Origin of the sequence: Psychromonas sp. SR45-3 (genome assembly GCF_014163575.1) — a bacterium.
Taxonomy (GTDB): Bacteria; Pseudomonadota; Gammaproteobacteria; order Enterobacterales; family Psychromonadaceae; genus Psychromonas; species Psychromonas arctica.
Map to the genome: position 1 here is coordinate 1 of NZ_JACJDP010000004.1, position 26,384 is coordinate 26,384.

The following is a 26,384-nucleotide window of genomic DNA, read 5'->3' on the forward strand; positions in this document are numbered from 1 at the left end:
TTACTGCGTGTATGCTCGCAGGTTTAATTGTGGCCGTACCGCCAATGGCAAAAGGTTGTCCTCGACCTATTCGCCTTAGTGTTGGTGTTATTTTACTCGCCGCGGGGTTGTGGAATATCTTTTGGTACGCGAGCCAACACTTTAGAGAGTTTTGGGGGCTGGCAGCCTTTTGTTCCGGTGTATTAATGGTACTGACTTCAATCTACATTATTAAATCAAGCTGGCTACCATTGTTTTTGCGTCGTGCAAAACCTGTTGTGTTATTAATGTTATTAGGCTTTGCTGCACTCTATGCAATAACAATATACCGGCTGTAAGCTATTGTTTTTAAATAAGTTAAATCTTGGGTGAAAACAATAAATCTCTGGGACAAAGTCCTGCGTTTTGCATCAAAAATACAAAGTGCTGTTATATGAACGCCATAATATTAATTCGCGAACGATTAAACCGAATTTCAATATGGCTACATCAACTTCCCATTTTTCTGAATTAATCACCGTCGTTAGCAAGCTTTTAGGTCGAGAGCTATTTATGCGAGAGCATAGTTATATGAGCGAGCTAAGCTCTGTATGCCCTTTGCCGTACTGGTTCAGCTCTGTACTGGGATGTGGCATATAAACGGTGCGTCTAAGAAGGCTGCTATTTATTCAGATGAAGAAACGATATGGGCTATTTTTTAGTGATGTTGTTTGGGCTTATTGTGTTGAGTTATTGTTATAGATTGTTGGTTTGGGTTATCGGTATCTGTTGTTGGTATTCGTTATTGGTATTCGTTATTGGTATAGTGTAGCTCAATACATATAAAACAGTGGATGTCCTATTTTTATCGTTGTTGGCATATTCTTCTGAACACATGTTGTGGGTATTTTGTACATGGTACCGTCCATATTTCTAGACTCTTTGCCTTGGTAAGATACACTGCGTTTAATTCGTGAAAACATACATTAATGAGATGTTATTAAATAGGTAGACTCAATGAGCTCAGCGTTAAAAGAACAGCAAGATATAATTTTACAATACTTAGATACCACCCATTATATCGATACTAATGCGCCAACAGCGCAAGATAAACAAGAAGCAAAGTATAAAATCGGTAAAGCCTGTAACAAGGTAAGAGAAATTCTCTGTAGTGATGAAGTTTTTCTTGATTGGGTTTGGGCAAACGTTATCGATGAATGTCCAATTGATATTGAAGAGGTGACGCCTAATACGCTGAACGCTTGGCGCATGCTGCCTAAATTCGGCACTTTAGAGCAATGTGAAATCGTGGGGTTCACACATATTGCTAAGTTATTACTTGAAAAAAATGCAACCATGAAAGCAGAAGTATTAACGATTATTGAGAATAATGATCCGGATACTGCGAAGAAATTGATCAAAGCGGTATTGAAACCCGTCGTTGACTTCACGCCTATTGTTGCTAATAAAAAGGATCTGGCTGAGACCGTTGCTAAAGCTGATAAGTTATCAAAAGAAGCACTGGTTGCCTTAGTAAAAGCCATGCATCAAAAAATGATTAAGTAGCTGCTAGGTAAAAAATTGCTGGGGAAAACTGCTTTGTAAATAATTTCTAGTAAACAATTGCTAGTAAACAATTGCTTGGCAAACAATTACTAGATAAATAAGCCACACTAAGTTGCAGATACACATTTTTAATCTTAACCCTCTCAATGCGTGAAGCATTAAACTTCACTCAGTGTGTCTGCAATTTTCTCCGCCTTGAACTTTCCTCATTGATGAATTGGAGCAGATAGTTCAACGGTGTTAGTCTTTTTCCTTTCTCAGAATATCTGGGGGTCTTCTACCTAAGAAAAAGGGAAGTCGCGGATAGGTGAAATCCCCGTATTAAATACTCAGCAATGACTGTAGGAGCCCATATCAAAAAGCAGCCTCAAACAAGCTTAGCTCTAAACTCTAAGTCCTAAATCCTAAACTCATGCATTGGTATTAATACAAAAGACTACTTGGGTAAGTTATCTAATGCATTCGCCATTGTAATCAATCGACTGAGAATTTTTTCACCCTCAACCCCAATACCATTATGTTCATATTCATTCGTGATCCAAACGTTAGACATCGGAATGTTGGCCAAAGTCTCGCGCGTATAATCAAACTCAACAAACATATCATCCGCATACGCTACACATGCTAGTGGTACTTTGTTTTGGCTTAATACATTCGTGTCGTACAACTTACTCCAATCGTATTTTTCCGCTAACAAGTTTGCAGCTTCAGATAATGGCTTTAAGGTTGCTAACTGCTCAAACATCCACGGGTAAACCATCTCCCCAGTAAACATAAAGGCCTTACCCGTTTGATAATTAAACTGTGGATATTGTTCACGTACACGATGTGCAGACCAATTTGAAGCAGTGCCTTGGCAATAAATAGATTCATGTAAAATGGCATACAGGGGGTTAGTGAGATAGCCTTGCTCTTGCTGCATCTGATTCAAGAAATTGTAACTCAGTTGTTTGCATCCATTAACGGTTATAAATGCACTTTCTAGTTGATAATAAAGAGCTAAATTTGCATTACAGCGACCCAAATTAATGCCGATTAATTGAAGCTGTTCAACGGTAAATGGCTGCCCGTTAGGTAAAAATACCTCATTATTTGATAGATATTCTGCGATATCACAACACATCTGTTGTGCCGCTGGAAACTGTGCAAAGAACGCATTATTTTTATCAGTTGTACGCTTATAGGTCGCCTGATAAACATCATCAGCAGGTCGAGTAGTCGACGGGATCCCTCCTGTTACATAGCAACGTGATAGGCTTTGTGGGAATAATGACAGGTAAGTTAATATACAAAAACCACCAAAGCTCTGCCCGAAGGTTGCCCATTGTATGATATTTAATTTAACGCGAATCGCTTCAGCATCACGCACAATACTATCTGCTCTAAAGTGTGCCAGATACGCCGCTTGTTCAGTTGCAGAGAGGTGCGCTAAGGTGTCTTGGCTGATTTCTGTGCTTTGACCTGTACCACGTTGGTCTAAGAGCAATACACGATACTCTTGTAGTAAACGCTTTAACCATCCAGATTCACCGCTTACACGTGGTGATTGGAAACCTGGACCACCTTGAAAGAATACCAACCAGGGTAAGTCTTGTTTATCTTTTGTTACATCTACCAATTCACGCGCAAAAACAGCAATTGTCTGTCCATTAGGGTTGTTATGATCGAGCGGTAATTTAAAGTGGTGTTGACGATATAAGGTTGTTCCATCAATAAAACTTGTTTGCAAAGTACGATCCTTTTTATGAATTTTTTATTCACGGTGCCTAACAATAGCCATTTGCTATTAATACATGTATCAACACCCGCCATCAATCTTTCGCTAGCCATGATACTTCAAGATCAAAAAGTCGCAAACAGTCGTTATTTGCTTTTGATGTGAATTTAAGCTCGATGATAGGTGCAAAATTTAACAATGATAGATGTTATTTGCTGGCCTTACTTACCTTACGGTCTTCGGGAAAACCTTCAGTTTAAGTGGTCTAGCTTATACTTTAAAAAGCATCTTGAAATAACATGGGAAAGTTACCTTGAGTAAGGTTGTTTGCTTTACATTTTTATTATACTTTACAGATCAAATGGGTAGTAAATAATTAGTCGTCATTGACATTGGGAGGCGTAAGTTAAATGTTAAATTTAGAGAACCTAGGCGTGTTGAATTATGCGACCTATTTTGTGGGGACGTTATTTATTGTGCTATTACCTGGCCCTAATTCACTTTATGTTCTGGCACTTTCTGCTCGACAAGGAGCACGCCTAGGTTGGTCTGCATTATTGGGCATTTTAGTTGGTGACTCATTATTGATGCTAGCAACCGCACTTGGTGCTGTATCTATTCTGGTGACTTATCCGGCTTTATTTATGGTCATTAAATACGCCGGAGCAGCTTACCTTATCTATATCGGCTATAACTTAATTAAAGATGCCATTACAACGTGGCGCAAAGTCGATACCAGTGATTTACAAAGTTCAATCACTGAGAAGCGGACTACGGGAGCAAAAGCGTTTAAAAAGTCGTTATTAGTGAGTTTATTAAACCCTAAAGCTATTTTGTTTTTCCTATCATTCTTTGCGCAGTTTGTTGACCCTAGCTATCCACAACCCGCGGTACCATTTTTGATATTGGCGCTGACTCTGCAAACATTGAGCCTCACTTATTTAGTGATTTTAGTTTATGCGGGTCAAAAATTGGCAGAAGGGTTTAGAAAACGTCAAAAAGTAAGTTCAATTTCTGCTGGTGGTGTTGGTGTTGGTTTTGTTGGCTTTGCAATTAAGTTGGCATTAGCGAGTGCGAGTTAGTTATATAAAGTTAATTTGAGCTTATTGATCTGGAATAGACAATTGTGAGGCTATTGATTTTTTAATTTTTCAATATGTTAGCTAGCTTGAATTTTGCTAGTTTGTGAATTAGTTATTTATAGCTGCTTCCCCTTGATATAAATCTTTAAATGAAGTCTGTTAATGAATGTTGAGTTACATTAACAGACTTTTAATATTGCATTAATAGGCGTAATTACAAGCCATTAGTATCATTACTTGAATGCAAGGTATAGTTACTGAAGCTACTTAGCATAATTAATCACAATAGCTACTTAGCGTAATACTTATTAATTAACAAAGAAGATGCAGTATTTGATTGCTCTACAATGTTACTGGTTGTTATTTTTTTACTTTCAATAGTATTTATTAATGATCTCGTTGATTGCATAGAAATCGACGATAGTTGAGCAGTTGATGCTTGCTGTAAACTATTTTCATCATTAGATTCAAACTCTTCTTCATCATCTGTTTCTTCAGGCGCGGAGTTTGACCATTCATTAACTGTTGTAACTGTTTTTGTGCCATCTTCAAATACTTCAACTTCGAAAACATGCCACCAACGTTTAGCTTCGCCTGCAGGTGGAACAAAAAGAGTTCTTTGCTCATCAAGAATAAGTTCTACTCGTGTTTCTGATGGCTTAATTGCTGTTTCGTTTGAGAAATTATAAATAGCATATTTATATATCCCGGGTAAGCTGTATTGAGGTACGGTAATTATTTCTGGTCCGTAACTGTCGGTATCATCTACATCGAGGTAAATATTTGAACCATTCACTACTACTGTTTGATTATAATAAGCAATATGAAAACGATTATTTTCATCGCTTGGACCGAAGAAATGACTATCTAGATCATCAGGGTTTAAACCCCATTTAAGCTCTATTTTAGAGGTCGCGTTATCTAGTATTAAACACTCATCGATCGTGGTATTTTGATCCTCAGTGTTAATCGTCAGTGTTCTACTTTGTTGACCTGTATTTGCAGATACAAATACTTGGCTATCCATTTTTGCTGCAATTGAAAAGTAACCATCGGCATCTGAATAAGCAGATGAACGACCATTATAATCTTGCCCTTCGGTGCTAATACGTGCACTACTTATAGCTTCACCTTCCGTGTCAACAACACAACCTCCAATCATAATTGTTTCGTATACTCTATCGGCATTCCAAGTTGTAAAGTGTGATACGGTACCAACATAATAATAAACTGAGTCCATGTCCGTTAATGTCGCTACTCCTTCCTCTACCCAGATCCCATTAATATTATCGTAATAATACAAAGGCATTGTTTCCGGAAGTGGCGACCCTGAAGCTGGAATGCGTACTTCTGCTGTTTTTCCGTCTGCTAATCTTACTGCTTCACCTGAATCATCGGTGAACGTTGCAGTGATTGCGCCAAATGATTCAATTGGCACTTCTGCTGAAGGATCTGTTGCACTGGCTGTGACCATTTCACCTGGCATTAAATCGATATCATTGGTTGGGTCTATAATAAATAGTTCGGATGTAATATTGCCGGTAACAGTCTCACCATTAGCATTAACAAAACTGTCTGCCTCGATCTTCACTAAAGTATTACCATCCACTTGAAGTTCACTGCTTTCAGAAGCTGAAAATACTACTTGAGCATGTATTGGGGGTAAATATAGATTGTTTTCTAAATCAATTTCTGTGCTAGCCACTCTTTTTGATACTTCCGTATAACCCTCTGCATCGGAAGAAAGGATGGCATTATCAAAGATTAAGGTATCTAAAAATTGTAGCTCGAATGAGCCATCATCATTACTCATTGTGCTATCAACTACGACTCCGTTAATAGAAAGTTGTACTGATTTTTGAGCGATAGCTGCATTCGTATAGTAATCTTTTAAATTACCGGTCACGGATGATTTTCCCTCTTCCTGCTGCACTATTTCTTGATTATTAGATGTATCATTACAGGCAACTAAAGTACTAGATAGTGCCAACAACATAGCGACTTTTGAGTATTTAAACTTCATGTATTTTAAATTCCTTTTTTAATTTATTGTTGTATCTCAATGAAGGTACTATTTTTTGATTTGGCATTATATTGTAAATTAAATGTATTTAATATATTGAAGGTCATGTTTTTATCATGATTTTTAATTCTAAGTGCATTATTTAGAAAGGAAAAAATTTATTTTGTAAATACTTTTTTTTGACTGTGATGTGTCGTATGTTTTTACATATAAAAATATAAGTAAAGAATATGTAAAATTAGTGAATGTAATTATTGCTGTTAGCTTTATATTAAGTGATGCAATGCCAACGCTATATTTTCAGTTTAAAATAAACTTCTGGTAACAAAAAAGGTATAACTTCAATTTTCTAGCTGTGATCCAGCAAAGATCAATATTGAGGTGTGATATTATTTGGTTTGATTTAATCATTTATCTCAGACCGCAAAAACTAATATCATATGGGGAACAAATATGGATGTCATTGCACCTTCAAGTTGGAATTCTGAGGTTAAAAAACATTGTAAAAAACATCCTTATTTAACCTTAATTCTCATTACCTCTATTATCTTTATTACCTTGATGATATTGAATTCGGTCTACTCGGATCAGCAAGTATTTATTAAGTATGCCTTAATAGGCGGAACTGCTGGTTTTTTAGCGACGGCAATAGGTACGTTACCTGCTTTGTTTATCAAAGAGATCCCAAGAAAACTATCAGACGCTATGTTAGGTTTTGCAGCGGGGATGATGTTAGCTGCTGCTGCTTTTTCATTATTATTACCGGGTATTGAAGCAGCCATTGATATTTCTGGAAGTGCTTTCTTGGGAGGAATGATTGTGCTGTTTGGCATGATCATGGGTGTTGCTTTGATGATTGGTTTAGATGAATTTGTACCTCATGAACATATAGATTCAGGTCCATGTGGTGCAGGACATGAAGCCTATAGTCGAGCATGGCTTTTTGTCTTTGCGATTGCATTACATAATTTTCCTGAAGGCATGGCGATTGGTGTTGGTTATGCACAAGGAGATTTATCGGTTGGTATCCCATTAACGACCGCTATTGCTTTACAAGATATTCCAGAAGGTTTAGCGGTGGCGGTGACACTTCGTGCAACGGGATTTCAACCGGGATTTTCGGTATTAATTGCAGCAGCAACCGGGTTACTTGAGCCACTGGGTGCATTACTGGGAGTGAGTCTGGCTGGCGGTTATCTTGTTGCTTATCCGATCGGTTTAGGTTTAGCCGGTGCAGCGATGTTATTTGTAGTGTCTCATGAAGTGATCCCTGAAACCCATAGTAATGGTAATAAGACGGTAGCCACCATTGGTTTGATGATTGGCTTTGCTCTGATGATGTTATTGGATACGACTCTAGGATAAATACTAACGGTGTTTATTGACGGTTTATAACTAATAAGGCTTTGTATTCGTTTTACACTTTATAGGAAACCAGGCCATTGGTGATCCAAGTGTAGTTGTAGTGATACAAGTGAATATCTATGCGGGCTAGCGAGCAGGTTAGGGGATCACAGAGCAGGAAAGATGATGAATACTGACTGAATGGTTGTGCTAAAAAGCGTTCTTAATACTATTCAGAACGCTTTTATTTTAAACAAAAAATAACGCTGTAATTATAAGCTTTCAGTGAAAGTACGCGTTAATACATCTTGTTGTTGTTCTGGTGTTAATGAGTTAAAACGTACTGCATATCCTGATACTCGAATGGTTAATTGCGGGTATTTTTCAGGGTGTTTAACTGCATCTTCTAGTGTTTCACGACGTAGCACATTTACATTTAAGTGCTGTCCGCCTTCCTGTGCAGCAGGTGCTTGAACAGGGATTTCTTTATATTCAATATCACCCAACTCAGCTAAAGAAATCACTTGATCTTCAGCGTATGCATTGTCCTTTACACATAAACAACGTGCTTGAGCGTTTTTTTGATCTAATAACCAGAAAGAATTTAATAATGCTGCGTTATCTGATTTAGTAATCTGGATGCCTAAAGCCATGATATTTCCTTAATATTGGTTGAAATACTTAATGTTAATTAAAACGATTAATAGTTATCTTATTTCGTAATAAAATTACGATACTGTATATAAACTATATTTAATATAACGTTTTAATGAATCTACGTCAGATTATATGACTGGATTAGATTGATGTAAATCAATATTCACTTATTTTTTGTATGGTTTTTTTGTATTAAAATTGAGCGATATCAAGGTGATTTTATAACTTGCTGTTTTTAATGAGATCTTAAATGAAATATTATTGGTGTTTCTTTTCAATCTTAATTGTTAAATAAATGTGATTTAAAAGTTAATATTTAACAATTGCTTATGTGTTATTGTGTATTGAAAGTCTTAAAGGGAGGATGCCATGTGCTGGCAAATGTTTATAAAGCAAGAGCAACAAAAAGCGTATTTTAAGAAACTGCAACAATTTATCGATAATGAAGGTGCATTGGGTAAAAGTATCTACCCAGCAGAAAAAGATCGTTTTAATGCTTTTTCATTAACTGATTTAAAAAATACGAAAGTGGTTATTTTAGGTCAAGATCCTTACCACGGAGAAGGGCAAGCTCATGGCTTAAGTTTTTCTGTGCCCAAAGGTATTAAATTACCTCCTTCCTTACGCAATATATATAAAGAATTAACTGATGATTTATCGTGGTCCACTGTGCCTGAAAATGGTGATTTGACTAACTGGGCGAAACAAGGTGTATTATTGATTAATGCCGTTTTAACCGTTGAAAAGAGTAATGCGGGCAGCCATGCAAAACAAGGTTGGGAACAATTTACGAATAATGTAATTCAATATATTAATGACAATAAAGAAGGGGTTGTATTTCTATTGTGGGGCAGTTATGCAATTAAAAAATCGACTTTGATAGATTCAAATAAACATCATATTTTAAGTGCCGTACATCCTTCTCCATTATCTGCTTATCGAGGGTTTTTTGGCTGCCAGCACTTTTCTAAAGTGAATAATTTATTGATTGCGCAAAATAAAACACCGATAGATTGGAAAGTAGAATAATCATGAGAACTTATAGATATTAAGTGGTTTCTTGATTTACTACAGGTATTTAAATTGTCACTTTGATTATAATTTGACCTTGTTATGAGTGATCAAATACCATCCATATGTTGTTCTATTACATTCGAGGCTTAACAAATGATTGCAAAAATTCAACAAGATCACCGCAATATGATGCAGTTATTGCAGGTTCTAGAGGCTAAAGTCAATTTGTTAAAAGAAGACAAAGAAATTGACTATCGACTTATTAAATCCATTATCAGTTATCTGAAAAATTATGCGGACAAGTACCATCATCCGATGGAAGATCTTATTTATGCTTACTATTTAAAATATCGCGTAGTAAAAGACCAAGTTGCTAATCGTTTAGCTGATGATCATCAACATTTAAAAGTGCTGACATGTGAGTTAGATGATATGTTAGATATGATTTTGTTAGATGCAATTATTCCTAAAGCGCTTTTCACTGAAAAGTTGGCTCAATTCGTCAGTAATCAAAAGTCGCATTTGAATTATGAAGAGCAAGATATTCTACCTGCTATCAAAAAAAGTTTAACGGCCGATGATTGGATCCACCTCAGTTTAGAATGGAAGCACAAAGAATATGTTGATCCACTATTCGGGGCTAATATTAGCGATGAGTTTAAATCCTTAGCGACACGTATTAACTTGGCTTAACTTAGAGGGACCATTCTTTTAAGGCTAATTCTTTTAAACCGCTATCTGTAACACTACAATCTTAAGCTCATGGCTAAACATAGATATAAATGTTAGCTTAGATTTAAATGGGAAGTGCTTAGATAACGGTTTTTTACCTCAATTTTATATTTTTCCAATTTCCATCTTAGATGCGCATAATAAAGCTTTTCTTCTGATATAAAACTGGCACTATGCGCTCCCGTTACAAGTGGTTAAAGAGCAGTCAATAATTGCCTAATAGCTTCATGGAAAAGGTGATTTATCACCCCATTTAATGGGGTAAATGCCCTACAACTTATACATTCGTTACTTTTTAGTTAATTTATTATCCATTCATATTTATATTAAGGCCACTACTTTGCTAGCAGCAAAAAAGATTAGAGAAATCGGCAGAAATAAAATAATTGATGAATCTTTATTTGCATTGATTGCAAAAGATATTCATCAACAAGGTTACAGTATTAGGCCAACAGCTTTGCCTGAACACTTAACTGAAACCCTATTTATACATCAACAAGCAATGGAAGCCGATAAGTTTAAAAATGCTGGTATTGGTAGGGGTAAAGAATATTTAAAAAATGAGTTTGTTAGAACCGATGCCATTAGTTGGATAACGGGTGAAAGCCAAGCTGGAAAGGAATGGCTTGAATGGACGGCTAGCTTTCAACGTTATTTAAATCGACATTTATTCTTAGGATTATTTTCATTCGAAAGTCATTTTGCTCATTACGGCCCTGGCGATTATTACAAACGTCATTACGATGCTTTTAAAGGTGAATCGAATCGTATATTGTCGCTAGTGGTTTATTTTAATAGTCATTGGTTACCAACGGATGGTGGTGAATTAGTATTATATAAAAATGATCATGATAGAGAAGGCATTAAGGTTGTGCCATTAATGGGCACTGTAGTGGCTTTTTTGAGTGAAGAGTTTCCACATGAAGTATTAGCAGCAAACCGAGATCGTTATTCTATTGCAGGATGGTTTAGGGTTAATACATCCGTCACTGATCGCGTTGACCCACCACGCTAGCTTTTATTATTCAACGACGTTCTGATAACGCTACTTATTCTTGATATCTAACACCTTAAGTGAGTTAAGGTGTTGTTTTATTTTTTCTCATTTTTGTCTGAATAATATATTTATCTCACCACCTTTGACTCATTGAGGCAGTGAGATAAATAAAGAAAATGAACAAAACATAACCTTAAAATGGCGCATAATTATCGATTGCTGCTGTTGGTTGTGTCCAACGTTGCTGTGCATCAATCTGTGTCGATTTAATGTCTTGCGGTGGCAATTGTCCTTGATTACCAAACAACCAAAATACAAAGTTAGTACGTTGGCCACTGGTGATCGGTTGCGCAGCATGTATCACGTTACCACGATGCAGCATCGCGCTACCTGGTTTAAAAGTAAGTCCTTTCATTTTTCCTGTACCCGAGTTTAAAAAATCAACTGTTGAACCGGTAAATTCCTCACCGGGCAAGTTTAAATTGATATTCAAGGTGACTGACGATGCATCCGTGTGTGGGCGGATTGAATTATCTGTATTAGCTTGGTAATGAATTGAAAAAGCAAATGATTGCGTATCGTACCCCATGACTTCTGGGAAAACGAGACGAGCAATAGGGCGCATATAAGCATTAATTAATTCTTTGTAAAAAGCTTGGAAGTTTGGCGCTGCAAGGTATCCCTCAGAACGACTATCTAACATTGCTCCTCGACGATTAAGTACGATTCCGTAGGGTGGACGCAATGGGATTTTTGCATTCCAAGCACTTTCTAAGTAATCACGTAATACTGATAAACGCTCTGGATTGAAAAACTGTAACTGGTAAACACCTGGTCCCACTTCTTCTAACAAATCATGGATTGCTAACTCTTTTGTTGGATCTTGCCATGCTTCCATTATCGCTTTGTGTAAACGTTTATCCAGTAATGAACTGTCTAGAGGAGACGTATTAGCTTGCACGTTATTATCCCACTCTTGCCATGCATTACTCAGTAAGTCGATATTGTTGTTCCAAAATTGTTGTACCGATGGACTACGGTAAAGCATTGCTTCTCGCGAAGGTAGCGTTAAGGCTTGTGCTTGTTGTAATTGATTAAGTGCCATTGTGTTATTTACTCCAAATATATTACTAAATAATCGCGCTTACCTTGGCGAAAAATGCATTCTATTACACCTGTTTTTCTAAATAAACGGTACTAATAAGGAAACAGAATCAAGTTTTTGTAGATAATCAATAACGGTTAATTATTCATTCGTCATCTCAGGTTTTATAATGTAAATAACATTGCTTGCTATAATGGCACTACCGGCGCTAATGGCATTATTAACGTTAATAATCAAACGGGAAAAATACTTAAGAGAGCGGTGAGCACTTATCATTACTCAAATAATGTCACGGCTGCTCATACTTTTAGAAACTCTGTTGTTTTAAATTGGTATAAAAAATAAACAAATCATTGATAATTTACTTATTTATTCATCTACTGCTTGTCATTGCTGGCTTTTCGATAAAAGCCCCTCTACAATTCGCGCCAATTTCTGTCCTTATTGATCGGCTTTGTTAGCTATTACCAAGGCTTTCACGATTTGAGCAACGATCAACAATCATAAGTAGATAATTCATGACCAATATATCGACCCTATCTAAAAAACGCATTCGCCATGCAAAAGGCCCTTTTGCTATGACCGTTGTTTATGGCTTCACCGGTGCCTCTATATTGGCATCAATCATCTTTTCCTTATTATTGTTTTTATCAATTGATAATGGATTGTGGATGCAGTTTTTATTTGGCTTATTGGCAGTCATCTTTGAACTAGGAAAGTTTTTTGCTTGGTATGAGTTTGGGGAACGTTTAGCAAGGCATAATATTAGTGGTGCATTTTCAGCGTTTATTTTTTACAGTATTTTAGCCATTATTTCCGTTGGTGGCAGTATCGGTGGTATTAATAGTGCAACCAACACCGCACAGAGCCATCTTGATCTACAAAATAATAAAAAAGCTGCATTTGATTTTCAAATCGCCGCCATTGATAAACAGATTGCACTTAATAATGTTGCTGCAGAAAAGTATATAGAATTGAATCGTATTGTTACGGGTGTCGCACGTCTTCAAAAAGAGAACACTGAATTACGTCAACAACAGTTAGCGCTTGCGATTGAACGCGATAAACAACCTGTTGCAAGTCAAGGTTCGGTATTAGGGTTAATTGGTAGTGTGGCGACGGCATTGAATATTGAGACTAAGACTGCGCAATTATCATTGGTCATTTTTCTGTCGGTATTATTAGATTTATTTGCAGCTTTCTTTGTGGGATTAATTGGCGAAGAGTTACGTTTTACTCGCACCTTAAAATTACAGCAAGTTGAGCAAGATAAGCACTCGTCACCTGCCCCCCATTTACTTGATAATGGTCCTAACCTGAAAGCGAGCAACTTGTCCCGCAGTGAAGAGTTATTACAACAAGCCATTCCATTATTAAGTTCTGGTAGTATCCGCTGTTCTAAAAAGGCATTATCCGACAAGCTAACATTGAATGTTGAAGATACGGATCAAGTGTTTAGTGTTCTATTAGCAAAGGGATTGATTAGACAAAAACCGAATCGTCATTTCATTTGGCAAGGTGAAGGTGAGCAAAATAATAATAAACCAAGCGTATCTGACAAACTGTCATCGATGCTTGAGCAGGCAGCCTAATCGATAGCGTGGTTTTAAATAAAAGCCGGTGAGGCTTGCTCAATGATGCGAAAAGTTAGGTTGATCCTTGGCTCGAATACTTTCTTTGCTGGTGGTAAGCAATACCACCAGTGAATTTGAGTGGTATTTTGCATGACTAAAAGGCCTGCGTACTCTAAGACTAATGAGATGGTTTGGTTTGGTTTGTTTTGTTTATGTTTAAAAGAAAACTTCCTTTCTGCGCCTAAACGAATTAATGCAATCGCAGCGTTCTTCTTTAAGTCTTTTTCTGCATCATTATGTCAAGTCATCCCTTCGCTGCCAACGTGATGTAATACCAATCTAAGTAATTATCTAGTCATTTGTGCTTGTTAAAATGAATCCTAGCTGCGTTGTTTATTTTGTAATGAGAATACTCTTTTTGCAAAATGTTTAACGCGGAAATAGTTCCTTTTAACCAGTAAGACTGTTCAGTTAGTTAACGGAGTTGGTATTATTACTCATTTTGATGATAGCGATATTAGATCACCTTTATCCTATTTAATTTAGGATAAAGGTTTTTTTATTTTTCTTAATTGTTTAGCCTATAACTTTTGCAATGCTTCAATAATATCTGCAGGCTCAGAACGAATGCGGTAATCAACATCCACAAAACGCCATGTCACTTCACCGTCACTGTTAAGGATAAAAGTGGCGGGAATAGGAATGATATTAGCATTGCCATTATTGATGGCCTCTAGGTCGAGTTGGCGGTCGGTACGCATATGATCCAGTAAAAACTCTGGCACCTGCCATGCTACGCCATATTCAGCAGCCACTTGTGCATCTTGATCCGACAACACAGTAAAGTCCATATTATGTATTTCATCGGCAGTTAACGACCCATCGGGTACCTGTGGGCTAATTGCGACTAAGGTTGCCCCTAATGCTTGAATATCTGCTAATCGTGCCTGCAATGCTTTTAGTTGTAAATTACAGTAAGGGCACCAACTGCCTCGATAAAAAGTGATCACGACAGGCCCTTTTGTTAGTAAATCTGTTAGTGAAGTGGACTTACCCTGCGCATCAGGAAGTTCAAAATGAGGCGCATTTTTACCCACTTCGAGTGCATCGTTACCTTGTTGAAAAGATTTTGCTTGAGCAATAACCTGATCGACACCTGCCATAAAATCAGGATTTCCTTTACGTCCAGCTTCTACTTTTGCTTCGGTTTGTTGTTTTAAAGTTGTCATATTTGATTCCTGAATAGTAGATATTTGGCTGTGGTATTATCAATTACATTAAGGTTGTTGTATAGAGATCTTAAGGTAATAGGCTGTAAGTGATCATGAATAACTGGTTAGTATTTGGATAGATTTTTTGGATTAAATCTTTAAGCGGTTGTAATTCCATGGCTTCTTGTTGAGCATGAAATTCATTAATATCCTCAAACTTTAATGGTGTCACTGATTCAATTTGTATATTACATACCTTTTGATCTGTTTCTAAGGTAAAGACTTCTACTTCAGAGCCAACGATATAGTGACTCTCAGATTTGTCTCGAATGGTAATAGTTTTTTCACCCGATGCGACAGATGGCGTTAAAAACTCAAAAAACGTAATTTTATTCGTTATCGGGATTGTCATATATATATATCCAGTTTTGCTACGCCTATTGTAAGGGCAGACATTGGTTGTTTTAATTAGCGTTTAAACAGTTTTCTTATTTGCGACCAACGGCTAATGAGCATTGCCATAAAAATGAGGAAACACCCAAAAATTTGCCCTAATGTCATCACTTCTCCAAACCATAACACAGCAAAAATAGCAGCCCATACTGGCTCTAAATTCATGATCACTGCCGCATGACTAACGGGCGTTAAGCTCATGGCGTACATCTGAAGTAGGTAGCGCAAACTGGTTGCGATTAAAGTACTGGCTAGAAACCAAAGGGTAATACTAAACGTAATCCCCTGAGGCATTGCTTCAGTGAATAATGACATGATTAATAATAAGATACCTGCACTAGTTAGTTGAATACTGGTGATCACTAAAGCATGCATACGCATTAAAAAACGAGATAGTAGATTCAGTTGGAATGCCACACCGATGGCAGTTCCTAAGAAATATAAGTGTGCGATTTCAAAACTCATACCATTACTCAGAGCTAAAAAAATTAAACCTGTTACAGCAACGGGTAGCGCAACCCAAATGCTGGTGGCGGGCCTATCACCAAACATAAAGCGCCCAATAATAGGAACAAATACAACTCCAAGGCAGGTAATGAATGCGCCAACACCAAGATTAGAGGCTTGATCTAATCCTAATACCCAGCACATCATCGCTAACCCCATAACGCCACCAATTAATATAATGGGTTTAACATCATCCCATTTCAGGTTTCGAAAATAGCGGGGGCCAATTAAAAATAATACAACGCCACCCACTAGAAAACGCATGGAAACAAAAAATAAAGGTGTCATTCCAGCTAAGGACTCTTTAGAAAAAATCCAGCCAAGGCCCGCTAAAATAGTCACCAGTATTAAAATTAGTTCTGCTCTGAATGCAAATTTTTGTTGCAAAATATACCCTTACTTTTAAGGTTAGACAGTGTTTGAGTATTGATAAGGAAGCACAGTAGAGTAAACTATTTTTTGCAATAATTCAGTAATAAAAACACGGTTTTATTTTTTTAATTTAATAATGTTAATTATGGTAATGGAAGGTCTGTTGCCAATTAAATCATTTAGTTAATTGATCTCATAACCAATCAATATGCATTATTCAGTCATTAATTGGATTTCAAGACAAGGTGTAAGATAACCATCTTCGACCCTGCTTACCTCACTGCTTGCTGATTTTATCTATTGAATAGTAGGGGTTATATACCACATAAATCGCATCAATTCAGTTGAGTAATAACCAGCATAAGAAAGAAAGTAATAACAGAGTGAGGCATTGCAAAGGCTTTGATGAGTTGGTCGTTACAGGTGCAAGTAAGGAAATAAAGGGTTGTCACATTAAAAATGAAAACCCTTTACATTTTAAATGAAATTATTTTTCTAATAATAATTTAACCGCTAATCCAATTAACACCACACCAGTTAAACGTTCCATTATTACTTGTGTTTTACCACCATCAAATCGTTTTTGTGCGGTGACAATCATGCGGCTGATGAATGCTTGCCAACACATTGCAATTGCGAAGTGAATGGTTGCCATCAACAATGATTGCATAAATGCAGAATATTCAGGATTGATGAATTGTGGTAAAAAAGCCAGATAAAAGATAGCCGTTTTAGGGTTTAAAACATTTGAGAGTAAACCTTCTCTAAAACTTTTTGTAAACTTGAAATTACCTTGTGCTGATAGCTTGGCTGGGCCTTTAGTTGAAGCGAAGAAACTGTGTCTTAGCCCTTGAACCCCTAAATATAAAATATACAGTGCACCAATCATTTTGACTGCTTGGAACAACTGCGGTGATTGTGACAACAACAGAGAGATACCTACTGCAGATAAAGAGGCATGGAAAAACAACCCTGTACATATGCCCAGGCTAGTAATGAAACCATCTTTTTCGCCGCCACGACTAGTATTTCGAATCACTAAGGTAGTATCTAAGCCTGGTGTCATGGTTAAAATAGTAATCGCAATCAAAAATGCTTCAATGTGTAAAATAGGCATCAGTAGTCCGTTAATTGTTGTTGGTTATAAAGGCTTACATCTAATGTGACTTGATGTGTTTCAGCAAGCTCATTAAGTTTATTTTCAAGATGAGTTAAGTGATTTATGGTTAGTGTATTATTGTCTAATTGCCAAAGCTGGCGAGAACCTGCGTAACTGAAATGTAAAATTTGCATCGCAATGGGCTCGCCTTGCTGCGCAGCTGATTCTATTTTTTTCATGCGTCGATTAATTTTATTTAAGGCTTGCTTTAAATTCCAAACATAACTGACTTCGTGGAAATAGGCATGGCTTTTAAGTTTATTTAATATAAATAGAAGTGTCGCAGCGATAACAATGACACCCAATAAATTCCAGTGGAAATGACTACCATCGGGTGAAGGCATTAGTAAAATAAGCAATTGACTAATGCCTAAACTGCCAACAGTAAGTATACCAATGCAAGCAAAAATAACTTTGTTTAAGCGTTTACGATAGCGCTCTGGATCTATTTCAATAAGTTGCATTCTGGTTATTTATTCCTTTAACAAAATGGGCAAACATGGCTATCGAATGTTAATCCTAATGTGATGAGGGGATTGACATCGATTATCGACATAGATTACTAGCATAGGTTATTCATAGTGTGAATAATCGCTCATAGATTATGTAATGTAAATAATTGATAGTCTTTTATCGACAACGACTTATAAGTAATTATTAATTGTTAGCCAGTGATTGCGTTTTATTTATTGCTATTTATTGATTGTTATTTATTCATTCATTGCTATTTATTAATAGTAGCTTTCCATCCAGCTCTCTAAAATAAGGGCAGCAGAAACACTATCCACTTTTCCTTTTTCAAGTGCTTTAAATCCACCGCGTTCAAAAATAAATTCTTTCGCACTTGCTGTTGTTAAGCGTTCGTCTTGAAAAGCTACTTTTACGCCAAAACGGCCGTTTAAACGATTACCAAATTTTTTCGCTCTTTGTGTGATGGCTTGCTCAGTGCCATCCATATTTAATGGCAATCCTACGACGACTAAATCCGGGGCCCACTCTTTAATGACAGCGGCAACCGTATCCCAATTAGGAATACCATCATTTGCTTTAATAGCTGCTAATGGCTGCGCAGTCGCGGTGATCATTTGCCCTGTTGCAACACCAATACTTTTTGTACCAAAGTCAAAACCTAATAAAGTACTTGGCGCTTTAGACTCGTTTGATGAAGTCTTCTTTTCTTGTTCTGAATCGTTTTCTGATGTCATTATGCGTGGCCTACGTCGCTACTTAATTGTGATGGGTCGACGCCTAAGCGTTGTAATGAAGTATTCCAACGTTGTTCGACCGGTGTGTTAAAAATAATGTCATTTTCACAATGAATGATTAACCATTGATTCTGGTTTATCTCTTCTTCTAACTGCCCAGAATCCCAACTTGAATAGCCCAAGGCAACCATATAGTGCTCAGGTGCATTATCTGTCCCTAAGCTGGATAGGATTTTATTCGAGTTAGACATCATTAGCTGTTCATTAAGCATGGTACTTTGTGAAATGTCAGGGGTGGGGCTGTGTAATACAAACCCTCTGTCCATGTCTAATGGGCCACCTAAAAAGACGGGGTCAATCAAAGGTGGACTAGGTTCATGGTCAATGCTTTCTGCATTTTCTAATAACTCTTGTAGTGTTAACTTAACTGGGTAGTTAATAATAAAGCCCATCGCACCTTGATCATCGTGCTCACATAAATAAACAACAGATTTTTTAAAGTATGGGTCTGTTAATGAAGGCATCGCGATTAAAAAATGATTCTTTAATGAACTCACTACTTCAGCTTGAGTATTCATTTCCGATGCTTTTTCTTGAACTGTTGATAGAGGAACTGAACGTTCATCGCTAATATCAGAATCAGCAAAAGGGTTTTTAGTTTTATCTATTGTCATTTGATTCTCCATTAGGAATGAATATGTAACGTCACTATTTAAGAGGCAAAAACAGTAAGCCAAGAAGTGAATAGACTTTAGGTATTAAGACTTGTATTTACACCTACCGATACAGGATTAACCTATTAAACCGCTCAAAAGGTCATCATGTTAAATCTTATCTTGATTCGTCAGGTTTATATTACCCGCGATGATTGCGGGTAATATATTCAATCAAATAGCATTCAGTTTTGTTGCTCTTAAATACAATATCTTTTAAGCGCCTTTGATACGTTTTTCAATTGCATCCATTAATTTTCCGCTGATATTAGTACCATAAGCATTATCAATTTCTTGGATGCAAGTTGGGCTAGTCACATTGATTTCTGTAACCTTGTCACCAATAACATCTAAGCCAACAAAAATCAGGCCCTTTTCTTTTAACTTTGGACCTATGGTATTAGCAATATGCCAATCAGACTCAGAAAGAGGTTGAGCAACACCTGTGCCGCCAGCCGCTAGATTACCACGTGTTTCACCTTTTGCAGGAATACGGGCTAATGCATAAGGCATTGGCTCTCCATCCACAATCAGAATACGCTTATCACCGTCTTTAATTTCTGGGATAAAAGCTTGTGCCATGCAGTAACGTTGCTGATGCTCTGTTAATGTTTCAATGATCACACCAACATTGCTGTCATTTTCTTTAATACGGAAGATAGATGCGCCGCCCATGCCGTCTAATGGTTTTAAAATCACATCTTTATGTTGTTGATGGAAAGCACGAATTTTTTCTGCGCTTCTTGTTACTAAGGTGATAGGAGTGAATTCACTAAACCAAGCTGTGAATAGTTTTTCATTTGCATCACGTAAACTTTGTGGTTTATTAACGATTAAACAACCTTCGTCTTCAGCCCGCTCTAATAGATAAGTGGCGTAGATATATTCTGTGTCAAAAGGGGGATCTTTACGCATTAATACCGCATCAAGGTCTGAAAGAGGGTGATCAACTGCATCTTCTAATTGATAAAAATTGCCTGCTTCGCGTTGTACGGTTAATTTTTTGCTGGTTGCAAAACAACGACCATTTTCTAGATATAAATCTTTCATTTCTAAATAATAAAGTTCCCAACCACGAGATTGAGCTTCTAATAACATTGCAAAGCTTGAGTCTTTTTTAATGTTGATGTCTGCGATGGGATCCATCACGATGCCAATTTTTATGGTCATATCTATTCCTGTCATTAATCTATTAAGTAATAAAAGTTATGCTAAATCGCCAAAGCGACATTGCAATGCAGTGATTGCAGTTAATGCTGCTGTTTCTGTGCGTAATACGCGAGGGCCTAATAATGTTTCAGTAAAGTCCAAGTTTTCAGTGAGGCTGATTTCATCATCGCTTAAGCCTCCTTCCGGACCAATTAATAAACGCACATGCTTGATATCGTTGGGTAATGTATTAATTGAATATTTTGCGCGAGGATGCAAGGTTAATTTACAGCAATCAACCTCATATTCACACCATTGTGTTAAAGCTTGTGTTGTATGTATTGTTGGTACAATATTTCTACCCGATTGCTCACAGGCTGCAATGGCTATTTTTTGCCACTGTTGTTGCTTTTTTGCCATCCGTTCAGCATTTAGTTTTACACCACAACGCTCACTGATCAAGGGAGTAATTTCATTCACACCTAATTCGACTGCTTTTTGGATCACAAATTCCATGCGATCACCACGTGAAATAACTTGCCCTAAATGTAAATGAAGCGGGCTTTCATTGTCCGTTTCTTGGAATGAAAGAATATTCGCTTGGCAAGTTCTTTTTTGAACTTCATTCAATTGTGCTAAATACTGCCCACCTTGACCATTAAATAAGGTAATACTATCGCCTACATTTAAACGTAACACGCGAATATGCTGAGTAGCGTCGTCTGATAACGTGATACAGGTGTTTTCGGTCAATAATTGCGGTTCATAAAAACGAGGATTACGCATAAGGTTACTTTTGATTGAAAATAAAAGCTTAGTATAACGCGAAAATTTTTAATATCACTATTGCTAAAGATTGAATTATTACACTGAGTTAGCATAACTTATGTTAATCCGTGAGCATTGATAGCCTTGAAGGGGAACGGGTATAAACTATCGCTAAAGGATATATTGAATTATTGCTTCCTTAATACCAATTAAGCCCAACATATGGGATAATTGTTGCTTTTATTTTTTGTGTGATGTTTCAGGAATTTAATATGTACAGTTCTAAGTTAAAAAGTATAACTACCGACGCTAAGCGTGGCGTTTATTTCATTGGTACCACGCCTCCAAAACATGACACCGATCTTGAACTTGTTTCCGGTATTGCCGATAAATTAGTAGGGCGATTAGAAGAAATTGATTATGACGGTTTTATCGTTTATGACATTCAAGATGAAACCTCTCGTATTGATAAGCCGCGTCCTTTTCCATTTAGATATACTCATGATTCACGTTTATACTCAAAAATATTACATGATAAAGTCGGTAAGCCGGTAATCACTTATAAAAGTGTTTCACAACGTGATGAAGCTGACTTTTCTCGTTGGTTATCCGATGCTTGGCATCAATTTTCAGTGCGAGATATAGTGTTGGTAGGCTCGCCATCATCGGAAGGTGAAATTAAACTCTCACTCTCTGACGCTTATAAAAGCTTAGCGGCACACCCTCAAGATTTTTACCTAGGTGGTGTGACAATTGCAGAGCGGCATGTTGCTAAAGGGGATGAGCATGTCCGTTTACGTGCTAAGCAAGAGCAGGGCTGTGAATATTTTATTACGCAAGCTGTTTATAATGCACAGGCCACTATTGATTTATTAACTCGCTATGCCAGTGAATGTCGACAACAGGGTATACAACCTAAGCGGGTGATTTTAACTTTTTCTCCATGTGGTAGTGCGAAAACATTAGAATTTATTGAGTGGTTGGGGATTTCTGTTCCGGAAGCGACGTCGTTGCGTATTCTTGAGTCTGAAAATCCACTCAAAGAGTCTTTGCAAATTAGTCGAAATAACTTCGAACAGATTTTGCTAGCTGTATTACCGCTAAATATTCCATTAGGTTTAAATATAGAAAGTTTAACCAATCGCAAAGAAGAGATAGATGCTGCTATATTATTATTTAAACTCCTTAAAGCCACGTTGGATTTAAAACTGGCTGAATCACAACTATAAGTCGATGAAATAATGATCTTGTCAAAGGAACAACAAACAGAAATTACACGGATAGCAGTATTTGCTGGGCAAATTTTACATCAACATGGTGCTGAAAGCCGTTTAGTAGAGCAAACAACACAGCGTTTAGGGATTGCACTAGGGGCTGACAACATAGAACTAGCAATCAGCCCCGATGCGATGGTGATCACCAGTTTAGTGAACGGTCACTGTGTTACCACTACTAGACGTTGTCATGACCGCGGCATTAATATGCAAATGGTCTGTGAAGTGCAGCGTATCTGTGTGATGTTGGAAAAAAAACTACTTGACGCTAAAGATGTTAAAAAGCGCTTACAGCGATTAAAACCCTATAAATATAACCGTTGGTTGGTGGTGCTAATGATTGGTTTTGCCTGTGCCAGTTTCAGTCACTTTTTTGGCGGCGATAGAGCTGTGTATTGGACGACTTTTGTTGCTTCTAGTTTAACCATGATCGTACGACAAGAATTAGGGCATCGTCAGCACAATCCCTTTGTGAATTTTGCCATCGCTGCTTTTGTCGCTACAACTATAACCAGTATCGGCGCAATTCTTGAGATTGGGGAAAACCCACAAATAGCAATGGCGGCCAGTGTGTTGTTACTGGTACCGGGTTTTCCGTTAATTAATGCGGTGTCAGATATGCTTAAAGGATACGTCAATATGGGGATCGCACGTTGGGTATTTGCAACGTTACTTGCGGTCAGTGTGTCAATTGGGATTGTAGCAGCCATTAAGGTCACTGGCGTATCAGGGTGGGCAATCTAATGAGCGCATTTTTTGATTTATTAGGCTTGTTAATTATCGATGCATGGTTTGCGTGGATACCAGCGGTTGGTTTTGCCATGGTATTTAATGTGCCGCGTAAAATGTTGATTTATTGTGCTGCGGGCGGTGCATTTGCTCACAGCTTACGATTTTTGTTAATGCATTTTGATTTACCCATTGAATGGGCAACCTTAATTGCTTCAGCAAGTATGGGGTTTTTAGGTTTATATTGGTCTCGTAAACATTTGATTCCGCGTCCTGTTTTTACCGTCGCATCAGTAATACCTATGATCCCTGGTAGTTATGCTTTTTCTGCAATGATTGGATTGGTTGAGATTAATACGACGGGTTATAGCTTAGCGTTAATGCAGGTGGTCATGGAAAATGGTTTGCGCACTTTATTTATTTTAACGGCATTAAGTTTTGGATTAGCGATACCGTCAATTTTAATTTATCGTGGCCGTCCGATTGTTTGATCGTAATTTAATACTAACAGTGAGCATATAATTAGATAGATTAGTTTAATCACACTGTGTAGGTAAATGGAACAGCGAATATTACGCTAGATTGGTCTAAGGAATACTGTACACTGTGCGAAAAATGCTAAGTACAATAAGTGTGCAGAACAAAGTGTGTGGAATAAAAAAGGTCCAATATGTCAGATAAATTTTTCTTTAAAGGTAAAAAAGAGAAAAAACCAAAACATTCAAGTTATGGTTTTAATACAAAGCGTGCTGTAAAAATTGGTACTGAAGAGCTACCTTTACAGGTTGTTGTTAATACCGATGCCCGTGCTGAAGCAGTACAAACATTAGCTGAAGAACATAACTTAGTTATCGCTATTACCGTTGATGCTGAACAAGCAGAGAATACTACCGAATTAGATGTGTTGATTAATAAACCAGTCACTACTCGTTTTGAAAAAATGCCTGCTCGTAACGAACCTTGTGTTTGTGGTAGTGGTAAAAAATATAAAAAGTGCTGTGGTTAATTCGTACTATTAATTTTTAATAGAACAAGAGTAAAGCACACATTAAAAAGCCCCGATAAAGTAATATTTATCGGGGCTTTTTTGTGCCTGATATTTTTGTATTGTTTATTTTAATAAGCGTAACCTTACTCAGTCATCACTTATTTTAACCTTGTTCTAATAAACGCCTTAAATCAATCAGGGCTGCATTGGCTCGAGAAACGTAGTTTGCCATCACCAAGGAATGATTTGCTAAGAAACCAAAGCCATTACCATTTAATACCATTGGGCTCCATACTGCTTGTTGTGTTGCTTCTAAATCACGAATAATTTGTTTTAAACTAACTTGTGCATTTTTCTTTTCGAGCACATCTTGAAAGTCAATTTCTACTGCTTTTAAAAAATGCAGAATAGCCCATGTTGAACCACGGCTTTGATAAAAAACATCATCAATCTTAAACCAATTTGTTTTGATCTCAATTTCGTCAGCGCTGGCCGTTGATTGTTTTGCTGAAGTATCACCTGCTAGGTTCGTATCAAATATATCATTACCGACACTGGCGCTTAAGTTTTGTGAAATAGAGCCTAATCGTTTTTCAATCTCACGTAACCAATCACTTAGATTATCCGCACGCGTATAAAATTGTGCTTCTGTTTGGTCTGTTGCAGAGAGACGAGCACGATAGCGTTTGAATGCTTTAATTGCATCTTTATATTCACTTTCTGCACTAGGCAAAACCCAGTTAGTATGCGAAATATTCATTTTATTCTGTGCTATTTCTAAGTCTTTATCACCCGTCGATTGTGATTGTGAACGGCTGAAGTCTAAACGCATCACTAAAGCTAAATCTCTTACTTGCTCTAATACACCGTATTCAAAGGCAGGCATATTATCCATAAAAAATCCTGGTGGAGTGACATCGTTAGATAAGAAGCCCCCGCGTTTATCTACTAACCAACTAGTTACGTCAATAAGCGTTGTTGTGGTTGCATAACCAGGTACTATTTCACTATTGGATGCAGTTGCTGCTTCTTGTGTTTTTGCTTTCACATCAAATGTTGATGGCATCCAGCCAGACCAAATTGACATTATCCATAATAAGAAAACAATGATCAGCAGTATGGGAATGATGCTTTTTTTAGGTAAAGTAGCCATGATCTGTTCCTTAATATCATGTTGAATGGGTATCAACTTTACCATAACCCTGTTTATTATTTCACCTCAATTGTCGTTAATGGAGGTGTAAAATCATAAAGTTATAAATATTATTCTATTTCACTATATTTCATGGTTGTAGGTGCGTTTAGTTGTGTAAATTGTAAAGAAAATATTGTCGTTACTGCTCGACTACAAATAACGAACACTTATTATGTGGTTAAGATTAAACGTTAACGGGTTAAAGGTTTAAAAAACGTCATTACAAAATCTACAAATATAGCGCTATCCACTTGATTGCCCATCAATAGGGGTATTTCAGGAGAAGGTAGTAATTAAATAGATGAATTTTAAAACGTAATTGATAAACTTATGCTCATTATGTAAAAATTTGGAAAATAAATGAAAATTTCAATGATAGTAGCCATGGCAAATCATCGTGTAATTGGTTTAGAAAACAAAATGCCATGGCATTTGCCAGCAGATTTGCAATATTTTAAAAACACAACACTAGGTAAACCAGTGATCATGGGCCGTAAAACCTATGACTCAATTGGTAGAGCATTACCAGGACGTTTAAATATTGTAGTTTCTCGCGATCCTAATTTAAACATTGCAGGCGTTACTTGTGTGACCTCCGTTGAGCAAGCATTACAAGCTGCTGCGGGGGTTGAGGAAGTGATGATTATCGGCGGAGCCACTATTTATGAACATTTTTTACCTGTTGCTAATCGCCTGTATTTAACATTCATTGATTTGGAAACTAAAGGCGATACGCACTTTCCTGATTATCTTACTCAAGGAAAATGGGAAAAAGTAAGTAGTGAGCATTATTTAGCAGATGAAAAAAATGTGCACAATTTAGAGTTTGTGACCTTAGATAGAATGAGTTAAGCGTTAGTTATACCAATCTAAGTAATTATCTAGTCATTTC

Annotated in this window: 28 protein-coding genes; 13 read left to right on the forward strand and 15 right to left on the reverse strand. The window is 37.0% G+C overall.

What is annotated here, in order from left to right; genetic code table 11:
• Positions 1-317 (forward strand): hypothetical protein (locus tag H5084_RS03510; RefSeq protein WP_182689558.1); only part of this gene is annotated, 317 nt, incomplete at its 5' end.
• A gap of 658 nt (positions 318-975) precedes the next feature.
• On the forward strand, positions 976-1,524 hold the full coding sequence (locus tag H5084_RS03515) for a hypothetical protein (protein WP_028869932.1): 549 nt from the start codon (positions 976-978) through the stop codon (positions 1,522-1,524).
• Positions 1,525-1,960: 436 nt separating this feature from the next.
• On the opposite strand, the gene H5084_RS03520 is transcribed toward H5084_RS03515, so the two are convergent.
• Entirely contained in the window at positions 1,961-3,253 is a 1,293-nt protein-coding gene (locus tag H5084_RS03520; RefSeq protein ID WP_182689559.1) for an alpha/beta fold hydrolase, read from the reverse strand.
• Between the two features lie 398 nt (positions 3,254-3,651).
• On the opposite strand from H5084_RS03520, the gene leuE reads away from it, so the two are divergent.
• The gene (leuE, locus tag H5084_RS03525) at positions 3,652-4,323 is read left to right on the forward strand and encodes a leucine efflux protein LeuE (RefSeq protein WP_182689560.1); all 672 of its coding nucleotides are present in this window, start codon (positions 3,652-3,654) and stop codon (positions 4,321-4,323) included.
• Between the two features lie 289 nt (positions 4,324-4,612).
• Here the strand turns inward: leuE and H5084_RS03530 are convergent, their stop codons facing one another.
• The gene (locus tag H5084_RS03530) at positions 4,613-6,346 is read right to left on the reverse strand and encodes a hypothetical protein (protein ID WP_182689561.1); all 1,734 of its coding nucleotides are present in this window, start codon (positions 6,344-6,346) and stop codon (positions 4,613-4,615) included.
• Positions 6,347-6,799: 453 nt separating this feature from the next.
• Between H5084_RS03530 and H5084_RS03535 the strand changes: the two genes are divergently transcribed.
• Positions 6,800-7,711, forward strand: a complete 912-nt coding sequence (locus tag H5084_RS03535) for a ZIP family metal transporter (RefSeq protein WP_182689562.1) — start codon at positions 6,800-6,802, stop codon at positions 7,709-7,711.
• 251 nt (positions 7,712-7,962) lie between these two features.
• Here H5084_RS03535 and grcA read toward each other — a convergent pair whose 3' ends face one another.
• Complete coding sequence (grcA, locus tag H5084_RS03540) at positions 7,963-8,343, reverse strand: autonomous glycyl radical cofactor GrcA (RefSeq protein WP_028869937.1); 381 nt, start codon at positions 8,341-8,343, stop codon at positions 7,963-7,965.
• A gap of 373 nt (positions 8,344-8,716) precedes the next feature.
• Between grcA and ung the strand changes: the two genes are divergently transcribed.
• The 3 genes from ung (at position 8,717) to H5084_RS03555 (ending at position 11,108) form a co-directional block, all read left to right on the forward strand.
• A complete protein-coding gene (gene ung, locus H5084_RS03545) occupies positions 8,717-9,376 on the forward strand; it encodes a uracil-DNA glycosylase (protein WP_182689563.1) in 660 nt (219 codons plus the stop codon).
• 138 nt (positions 9,377-9,514) lie between these two features.
• The gene (locus H5084_RS03550; RefSeq protein ID WP_182689564.1) at positions 9,515-10,054 is read left to right on the forward strand and encodes a hemerythrin domain-containing protein; all 540 of its coding nucleotides are present in this window, start codon (positions 9,515-9,517) and stop codon (positions 10,052-10,054) included.
• A gap of 304 nt (positions 10,055-10,358) precedes the next feature.
• Complete coding sequence (locus H5084_RS03555; protein ID WP_182689565.1) at positions 10,359-11,108, forward strand: 2OG-Fe(II) oxygenase; 750 nt, start codon at positions 10,359-10,361, stop codon at positions 11,106-11,108.
• A 175-nt stretch (positions 11,109-11,283) separates the two neighbouring features.
• On the opposite strand, the gene H5084_RS03560 is transcribed toward H5084_RS03555, so the two are convergent.
• Positions 11,284-12,195, reverse strand: a complete 912-nt coding sequence (locus H5084_RS03560; protein ID WP_182689566.1) for a 2OG-Fe(II) oxygenase family protein — start codon at positions 12,193-12,195, stop codon at positions 11,284-11,286.
• A gap of 518 nt (positions 12,196-12,713) precedes the next feature.
• On the opposite strand from H5084_RS03560, the gene H5084_RS03565 reads away from it, so the two are divergent.
• Positions 12,714-13,787: a Preprotein translocase subunit SecY gene (locus tag H5084_RS03565; protein WP_259396672.1), complete on the forward strand. Its 1,074-nt coding sequence runs from the start codon at positions 12,714-12,716 to the stop codon at positions 13,785-13,787.
• 14 nt (positions 13,788-13,801) lie between these two features.
• Here H5084_RS03565 and H5084_RS20020 read toward each other — a convergent pair whose 3' ends face one another.
• The 10 genes from H5084_RS20020 to rsmE form a co-directional block, all read right to left on the reverse strand.
• Positions 13,802-14,029, reverse strand: coding sequence for an alpha-ketoglutarate-dependent dioxygenase AlkB (locus tag H5084_RS20020; RefSeq protein ID WP_409077626.1), 228 nt, complete (start codon positions 14,027-14,029; stop codon positions 13,802-13,804).
• Positions 14,030-14,350: 321 nt separating this feature from the next.
• On the reverse strand, positions 14,351-14,998 hold the full coding sequence (locus H5084_RS03575) for a peroxiredoxin-like family protein (protein WP_182689567.1): 648 nt from the start codon (positions 14,996-14,998) through the stop codon (positions 14,351-14,353).
• A gap of 70 nt (positions 14,999-15,068) precedes the next feature.
• A complete protein-coding gene (yqfB, locus tag H5084_RS03580) occupies positions 15,069-15,392 on the reverse strand; it encodes a N(4)-acetylcytidine aminohydrolase (protein WP_037072119.1) in 324 nt (107 codons plus the stop codon).
• 56 nt (positions 15,393-15,448) lie between these two features.
• Positions 15,449-16,327: a DMT family transporter gene (locus H5084_RS03585; RefSeq protein ID WP_182689568.1), complete on the reverse strand. Its 879-nt coding sequence runs from the start codon at positions 16,325-16,327 to the stop codon at positions 15,449-15,451.
• A 472-nt stretch (positions 16,328-16,799) separates the two neighbouring features.
• Positions 16,800-17,429: a LysE family translocator gene (locus H5084_RS03590; RefSeq protein ID WP_028869944.1), complete on the reverse strand. Its 630-nt coding sequence runs from the start codon at positions 17,427-17,429 to the stop codon at positions 16,800-16,802.
• Positions 17,429-17,935, reverse strand: a complete 507-nt coding sequence (locus H5084_RS03595; RefSeq protein WP_028869945.1) for a DUF3087 domain-containing protein — start codon at positions 17,933-17,935, stop codon at positions 17,429-17,431. The genes H5084_RS03590 and H5084_RS03595 overlap by 1 nt, the downstream gene beginning before the upstream one ends.
• A gap of 267 nt (positions 17,936-18,202) precedes the next feature.
• On the reverse strand, positions 18,203-18,676 hold the full coding sequence (ruvX, locus tag H5084_RS03600; RefSeq protein WP_037072122.1) for a Holliday junction resolvase RuvX: 474 nt from the start codon (positions 18,674-18,676) through the stop codon (positions 18,203-18,205).
• Entirely contained in the window at positions 18,676-19,233 is a 558-nt protein-coding gene (locus H5084_RS03605; protein WP_028869947.1) for a YqgE/AlgH family protein, read from the reverse strand. The genes ruvX and H5084_RS03605 overlap by 1 nt, the downstream gene beginning before the upstream one ends.
• A 372-nt stretch (positions 19,234-19,605) precedes the next feature.
• On the reverse strand, positions 19,606-20,559 hold the full coding sequence (gene gshB, locus H5084_RS03610) for a glutathione synthase (RefSeq protein ID WP_028869948.1): 954 nt from the start codon (positions 20,557-20,559) through the stop codon (positions 19,606-19,608).
• Between the two features lie 36 nt (positions 20,560-20,595).
• Complete coding sequence (gene rsmE, locus H5084_RS03615; RefSeq protein WP_028869949.1) at positions 20,596-21,324, reverse strand: 16S rRNA (uracil(1498)-N(3))-methyltransferase; 729 nt, start codon at positions 21,322-21,324, stop codon at positions 20,596-20,598.
• Between the two features lie 254 nt (positions 21,325-21,578).
• On the opposite strand from rsmE, the gene H5084_RS03620 reads away from it, so the two are divergent.
• From H5084_RS03620 to H5084_RS03635, 4 genes are all read left to right on the forward strand, one after another.
• Entirely contained in the window at positions 21,579-22,535 is a 957-nt protein-coding gene (locus H5084_RS03620) for a methylenetetrahydrofolate reductase (protein WP_182689569.1), read from the forward strand.
• Between the two features lie 12 nt (positions 22,536-22,547).
• On the forward strand, positions 22,548-23,324 hold the full coding sequence (locus H5084_RS03625; RefSeq protein WP_037072124.1) for a threonine/serine exporter ThrE family protein: 777 nt from the start codon (positions 22,548-22,550) through the stop codon (positions 23,322-23,324).
• Positions 23,324-23,800 carry a threonine/serine exporter family protein gene (locus H5084_RS03630; RefSeq protein WP_028869952.1) on the forward strand — a complete coding sequence of 159 codons (477 nt, stop codon included), beginning with the start codon at positions 23,324-23,326 and terminating at the stop codon, positions 23,798-23,800. The genes H5084_RS03625 and H5084_RS03630 overlap by 1 nt, the downstream gene beginning before the upstream one ends.
• A 179-nt stretch (positions 23,801-23,979) precedes the next feature.
• The gene (locus H5084_RS03635) at positions 23,980-24,315 is read left to right on the forward strand and encodes a PBPRA1643 family SWIM/SEC-C metal-binding motif protein (protein ID WP_028869953.1); all 336 of its coding nucleotides are present in this window, start codon (positions 23,980-23,982) and stop codon (positions 24,313-24,315) included.
• A gap of 145 nt (positions 24,316-24,460) precedes the next feature.
• Here H5084_RS03635 and H5084_RS03640 read toward each other — a convergent pair whose 3' ends face one another.
• Positions 24,461-25,450, reverse strand: a complete 990-nt coding sequence (locus tag H5084_RS03640) for a DUF2333 family protein (protein WP_028869954.1) — start codon at positions 25,448-25,450, stop codon at positions 24,461-24,463.
• Between the two features lie 402 nt (positions 25,451-25,852).
• Here H5084_RS03640 and folA point away from each other — a divergent pair, with 402 nt between their 5' ends.
• On the forward strand, positions 25,853-26,344 hold the full coding sequence (gene folA, locus H5084_RS03645) for a type 3 dihydrofolate reductase (RefSeq protein ID WP_182689570.1): 492 nt from the start codon (positions 25,853-25,855) through the stop codon (positions 26,342-26,344).
• The last annotated feature ends 40 nt before the right edge of the window (positions 26,345-26,384 follow it).